The sequence below is a fragment of the Staphylococcus sp. TCBT05 genome, from assembly GCF_055179755.1.
Window position 1 is genome coordinate 1 of record NZ_JBUQDQ010000018.1, and the last position, 6,328, is coordinate 6,328.

Consider the following 6,328-nt stretch of genomic DNA (forward strand, 5'->3'; position numbering starts at 1 on the left):
CAGGATCTACCATATATTGTAAAATTTTACTAATATTTCCTTGTGCCGGAAATGCTGTTAAAGCCGCTATCGTGGCCAATAAATATAATCGTTTTGCCCATCCCTTCATATTTAACCACCTCTAAATTTATTTTAACACATTTTTTGGAAGTTCCGCATAGAACAAATCATTATTTCGTTCAAAGGCCAATAAAGCTTCTTTCATTAAATTCATATCTTCTCTTGCTAGAGCTTGAACAAAAAGTTGAAGTGGTGTAAGAAAACCATTTTGTTTTTTAGTTTCTTCCATAAGAGAATCTGCTTTTTGTTTCATATTTTGTTTTATGTATAAATACCCCCTTTCTGTCGGATTTATAGGTTGTATATGATCTAAATTCTTTTCAAAATGAATGTTTAGAAAATCAAGTGTTGTTTGTAACATTTGTTGTTTTTTACGCATTTTTTGATTATTTGGTGAAACCACCAGACTTAACCCTTTGTCTAAATAATACTTAGACAATTCGTAGTCTGTTAATATATATGTCTCACCCATAATACAATACGCTGTAGCCTTTGGAAGTAAAGATACTCTTCCATTTCTGGAAATCATATCATCACATAATTCTCTTGCTCTCGCCAACTCGTTATTCCTATGAAAACATGTGGCCAATAACTCCATAGTTCTTAACTCATATGAAGATTTTAAAAATGGATTTTTCACTTTTTCAATTTCAGTCTTTAATTCATCAATATTTGCACTTACTAAATTGTAACTTCTCGAATCAAAAAAAGCGTAAATCAGAGCAAACTCCATAGGAATTTTACTTATATCCTCTGCATTTTTTTGCTTTCCCATTTCTCCCTTTACCAATTTCAAAAATTCGTGCGGGTTAAATTCCTCTGCATTTCGTAAATAAAGTAATTCATAAGCACTTGCAAATTTACGATTCAACAAATTATTTGATTGTTTTTCTCGATCAATTAAATGATTTAATAATTCTAATTCACCGCACATGTCTATATATTCAAACGCTACTCTTAAATTAACTTTCCGTTTAGCTTGGTTACAATAGTTAAACACTTCTGTCTTTCGAAAAGAATAATCATGGGGATATAACATGTTTAGTATTTCTGCATAAATAGAAAAGTCAAATTCTCTCTTACCTGAAATAGATTGATTCACTTTAGAATGGCTAATGCCCAACAAATCAGCAAGCTGTCTATTAGTAATACCTCTATTAGTTAAATCCTTTTGAATTTTTTCTAAAATCATACCCCTTGTCACACCCTCTCTCATCTTCTAATATATAAATATACAAAAACTTTTATATTAAAAGAATTTTCTGTAAATATATTCTAACAGAAATTAGAAAAGGTTTCGTTCCAGTGTGGAATTTTGCATATTTCTACATTATTTTGAGAATATTCGGAAAATTTAAATCGTATTTGCTGGTTACTTCTAACTTATTACTAGTTGATATTTAAAAAAAGTATGTGTAAAATAGTTCTTAAAGATATGTATTTCAAACAAGAAATATTTAACAAAAGTCTATTCATTAGTTTTAAACATTAATTATAAAAAAAATAAAACCCCACCGCATCGTTTTTAATTGGATCAGGTCGCCAAACTCAAACCAATTAAAAACTCCAAGAGATAGGGGCTTTAATTCACACTATAAGTATATGTGTTTTTCTTTAGTATCAAACTTGATACTAAAATTATACCATAACGTATATCTATTGTGAATATAAAACCTCTGTTTTTCCTGTTTATTTGTGGTGGAAAAATAGGAGGTTTTTTTATGCTACTAAATAACTTTTTACTAAGTACAGCAAAACGAGAATTAAGTCCACACCTGGTTCATGTTCCGCGAGGTGCTATCAATAAAACAGTACAAAAAGTAATTAAAGCTATTGATCTAATTCTTTTAGATACAGAAGGTAAAACCACTAAAGATTTCTTCATACAAACACCACGCCGCTATCAGGCATTGGAAGTTGTTTTATCTTACCTAGTACAAGAAGGATACTCTCAAATGAGACAAAATCAAATCAGTGAAAAGTCGGGTATTTCTGTGCCGATCATCAACTTTATTCTGAAGTGGTTAGAGGACCTTGAAGTATGCCATCAAATCAAAACAAGACGTCATGGTAAGAAAGCACCATCTATTTACATATTAAGCCTCAATACCAATTATTTAAAAATCATTGAATACTTTAAGCAAAAATGGGCGTTTTCAATTGATATGTTTTCTACATTTACAAAGTTTCTATCTAAAAAACTAAGTAAAAAACAGGAGAAACCTACAGATCAAACCGAAAAGCCAACTGTACCTACATGCCAGGGAGTAGATATATTGGATTCTGTTGCTCCTACAAATGAAGAAGTAGAAGTAAAAGAACAGCCAATGAATGCCCCTAATTTGGGTGAAAAACTAGAACTACGATTCCGTGAAATGGATGAGTTTATGAGTGAAAATCAGAAGAAACTATATATGTATATCATAAGTAAAGATACAAATATTACTGAAAAAGATGCTTATACAATCGCATTGCGTATGCCGCCAGACGTAGATTGGGAAGCAAGAAAAACTTTTGAGGATTGTGTACAGTTTTTTGAGATAAACAAATCACAAGAAAGTACGCCCGCTCATTTCATGAAAATCTATACAAAACAGTTAACTGCAAATAGGAAGCGTAGACAGCAACAAGCGAAAGAAAACATAAGAAATATAGAATTGAGAAAATCAAATAAGAGTAAAATCCCGTTCGATTTATTCAAAAAGATGCTTGATCCAAACGCGTAAATCTCATTTTTCATAAAAAAATAATTGTTTTATAGCCTTGTTCAAAAAATTCCCCTTAACAAGGCTTTTTGTCATGCCATTCTTTATTTTAATAGATTAAACACATTATCAATCTATCGCACTTTTACAGATTAAGGGCGTTTTTCACCACAAATCCACTATGAATTTAAACTCGAATTGAACCTGTTTTTAAATCAGTAATTAAATAAGAAGAATTTTCTAATCCCTTGTGAGAGTAAGGCTCATTGAGCAAAAATAAATCCTAATGTATTTAATTGTTTTAATTTTTTTTAAACAAGATTTATTAATAAAAAGTATCCTATATTAGGAATTTCTTTTTTTATAAACTTTTACATATCATCTCCAAGTTGATCTATGCATGAAAATAAAAATCTAAATTTCTCTTAATATGCAAATCTACAATATTTTAGTTACCCAACATATTTCCGAATAAACACACTATTTATAAGTGACTTTATTCGTTTATTTACCTGCATATCAGAATGATTGTTTACCTATTATCAATCCTAATTCTATCCAAGCATACAGTAACAATACTGATGTCTATGTAGTGCCAAAGTGATGCGAATATGATGTCTATGTAATGTATACATGATGAAATGCGGCATCAGTTCGGCATAAGTGCAAATTAAGGTTTATGTACATAAACACTAGCTTTATCCTACATACATAAAGAAAAAGAAAAACGAAGCGCTCCTGTTAAGGGTATCTTGATTCAGCTATGAATCAGATTCCGTTGACAGGCAGATTTTCATAAAACTACGTATGCGGGGCGGCGGCCATTCCCATTCCTCGCATATTGTCCTCGCTCAACATCGGCCCATTATTCGCCTTCCACTCATCTCAATACATCTACATATCCCCCTATATCACAACCCCACGGCCTGTCTAGCCAGGCCCACATGTCTCCGCAGATCCCCGCAATATCCTGGCCCTGGAATCCTCTATTGCTTGTTTGTATGGTTCTCGTATATAATTGCGGTACACAATTTTTAGGACAAAGGAGTATATAAACATGACTTGGGAACTTTCTGTTGATGTTTTCCTTTTTGATCTGTTAAAACATGGCCGTAAATCTTCCACCGTTAAACAATATCGCTACGATCTCACCCTTTTTACATCTTGGGTTCAAAAACACGTCAAATTGCCTCCAGAATCGTTTTTCCGTTCTTTTGATATAAATGTATTAGAAAGATATTTAAAGGCGCTTAAAAAGGAACGTGGGGCGTCAATTTCTAATATCAAACGTGTACGAGGCATTCTAATTAACTTTTTACAATTTCATGGTTCGGCCCAGGATTTAAAAAGTAATGTGTCCCCTCCTGGACTGACTGCTAAACACTTTGCATCGGATAAAGAAATTAGAAAGCTATTCCGCGTCATGCATAGTTATGTCGGATTAACCGACTACCAGGCAACGGGAAGAAAATTCATTCTAGAACGTAACCTTTTATTGATTCATTTCATGTTAGATTACGGACTATCCATCCAGGACATACTCACGCTTTCTATGCATGACATACACTTTGGGACAAATACGATTACCCCAGGAGGGTTACACGCTCACAAACGATCTATTCCCCTTTCAAAAGAGCATGTAAAACTTGCCTTATCTTATTACAACAAGATTCCTAACCTTGTAAGACCGCGCCAACAAACGGGCGATCCCTTTTTTGTGGCGTTTGATTTCGGCCCGCAAACGTTCCGCTGGGATTATGAAGACGATCAACCCGCCGCTTTAACTCGAATCGCTATACAACGCATGTTACAGAAAGAAGCGAAACGCGCCGAAATTCATGTAACGCCAACTATGCTACGGAACCGTTTTATATTAAATGCCCTACAGAATGGCATGAAACCCATTGAAATTAAAGCGTTTTTAGGTTTAAAAAGCGTTGAGGCCCTGCATAGATACGTTCAATTTTGGAATAAACGCCAATAAAATTCCATAAAAAGTGCAAAACCTCTCAAAAGATTTCGCACCAAAAACATTTAAAAATTACAACTTATTAGATTAAGTTAAAAAAGTATTCCATCTGCAAAAAGCCGGAGATTTTGCTGGTGTAGAATCCATCGGGACTCACACCATGCGTAAAACCTTCGGCAATTGATTCTATAAAGGTTAACATTGCCTATCCTTCGGGGGATAGGCAATGTTAACCTAAAATTATACTATTTTTCCTTCTTATTCTCAAAAAACATAGCATCAAATTCATTTTCAGGAACAAGAACTACTTTACCGTTCTCAGCAGATAAGCCCACATATCCCTCAGATATTTGATCAATTTCAATGTACAAATCTTTTAATTTTACAATCAAACTATCGATATCATATCGACCTCTTCCATAATTAAAAACATAGGTTGTAACTTCGTCATCATCTTCATAGCTTGAACCAAAAAATTCAACAACTTCTTTAACAGCAGACTCATAAAAATCATTCGACATAGTTTCAAATTCATCTACTAAATTACCACTGTATTTCCTGATTTTTTCATTTATTGTCTCATTCTTTACTTTATGCAGTTTACACAAATCTCTAGATAACTTATCTAAACCACCGATAGTCCTAATGCCAGCAAGTAATAACTTCATATGTTCATCTGTTTTTAATTGATCTATAAGCTCCAAACGTTTTTGAAGTTCCATAAACTCACTCCTATGTATATTCTTTTAATCAATTATATACCAAAAACATGAATAAAATTTCCAAAACATTCTAAAAACAATGGGTACAGGTTGTCCCTTTAAACTAGGGGGCTATGTAGTAAAGGAACAAGAACGGCAATAAGACTTAATCGAGTTATCAAAAATCAAGGTTTTTGATAATGATAAAAACTGTGTTAAATAAAGCTTTGATACGTTAATACCACGTATCAAAACTATTATCATAATCAAATATTACTAGGAGAAGATGATTAAAAAAGCATTCAGTATTGAATACACGAAAAACAAAACCAGGGCCTTTCTATGCTATTCAAAACACTAAAAATAGTGTAATTATGTAAGAATCAATCAAAGTCAATACAAATGAATACAACTAAATACGAATCAATATGAAAAACACTTGTATTTTAATGATTTTCACAGATTTTTACTGTTTTTTTGTATTGACTTGTATTAAATTGTATTAATTCGTATGTAATTATATTGACTTTTCGAAAGAGTTTAGCATATAATGGAATTAAGTTAATCGATAAAAAATAATCTTTAGGAGGTTTTTATATATGGCAATTCTTAAAGCTGGTGCGGATGCGGGAAACAGTGGTTTAAAGTTAAATGTATTAGGTCTTGATCCTTTATTCATACCAAGTATTTATTCACATCACATTGGAGAAGCAACAAACATTTTGAGTGATGAGGATATTTCTGTTGAAGAATTAGAAAACAACATTGATGTTACAATTTCATCACCTACCTTAAAAGCAAACAATTTGCGTTATATCATTGGTCAAAAAGTGATTGATGAAAACATTAAAGGTATTGAAATGGAAAAGAAATCTGATAAATCGAAAGATGAT

At 32.3% G+C, this 6,328-nt stretch carries 4 protein-coding genes and 1 pseudogene; 3 read left to right on the plus strand and 2 right to left on the minus strand.

Annotated elements, in window-relative coordinates:
* Nucleotides 1-127: 127 nt before the first annotated feature.
* Entirely contained in the window at nt 128-1,252 is a 1,125-nt protein-coding gene (locus ACY191_RS05975; RefSeq protein WP_043938904.1) for an AimR family lysis-lysogeny pheromone receptor, read from the minus strand.
* A 529-nt stretch (nt 1,253-1,781) separates the two neighbouring features.
* Here ACY191_RS05975 and ACY191_RS05980 point away from each other — a divergent pair.
* Both ACY191_RS05980 and ACY191_RS05985 read left to right on the plus strand, forming a co-directional pair.
* Nucleotides 1,782-2,786 carry a Replicase RepFR55 gene (locus tag ACY191_RS05980; RefSeq protein WP_463269942.1) on the plus strand — a complete coding sequence of 335 codons (1,005 nt, stop codon included), beginning with the start codon at nt 1,782-1,784 and terminating at the stop codon, nt 2,784-2,786.
* 1,036 nt (nt 2,787-3,822) lie between these two features.
* Entirely contained in the window at nt 3,823-4,749 is a 927-nt protein-coding gene (locus ACY191_RS05985) for a tyrosine-type recombinase/integrase (protein ID WP_463269943.1), read from the plus strand.
* A gap of 230 nt (nt 4,750-4,979) precedes the next feature.
* Here the strand turns inward: ACY191_RS05985 and ACY191_RS05990 are convergent, their stop codons facing one another.
* A complete protein-coding gene (locus ACY191_RS05990; RefSeq protein WP_098659866.1) occupies nt 4,980-5,456 on the minus strand; it encodes a hypothetical protein in 477 nt (158 codons plus the stop codon).
* 578 nt (nt 5,457-6,034) lie between these two features.
* On the opposite strand from ACY191_RS05990, the pseudogene ACY191_RS05995 reads away from it, so the two are divergent.
* Nucleotides 6,035-6,328: pseudogene (locus ACY191_RS05995) on the plus strand (ParM/StbA family protein); the annotation flags it as partial.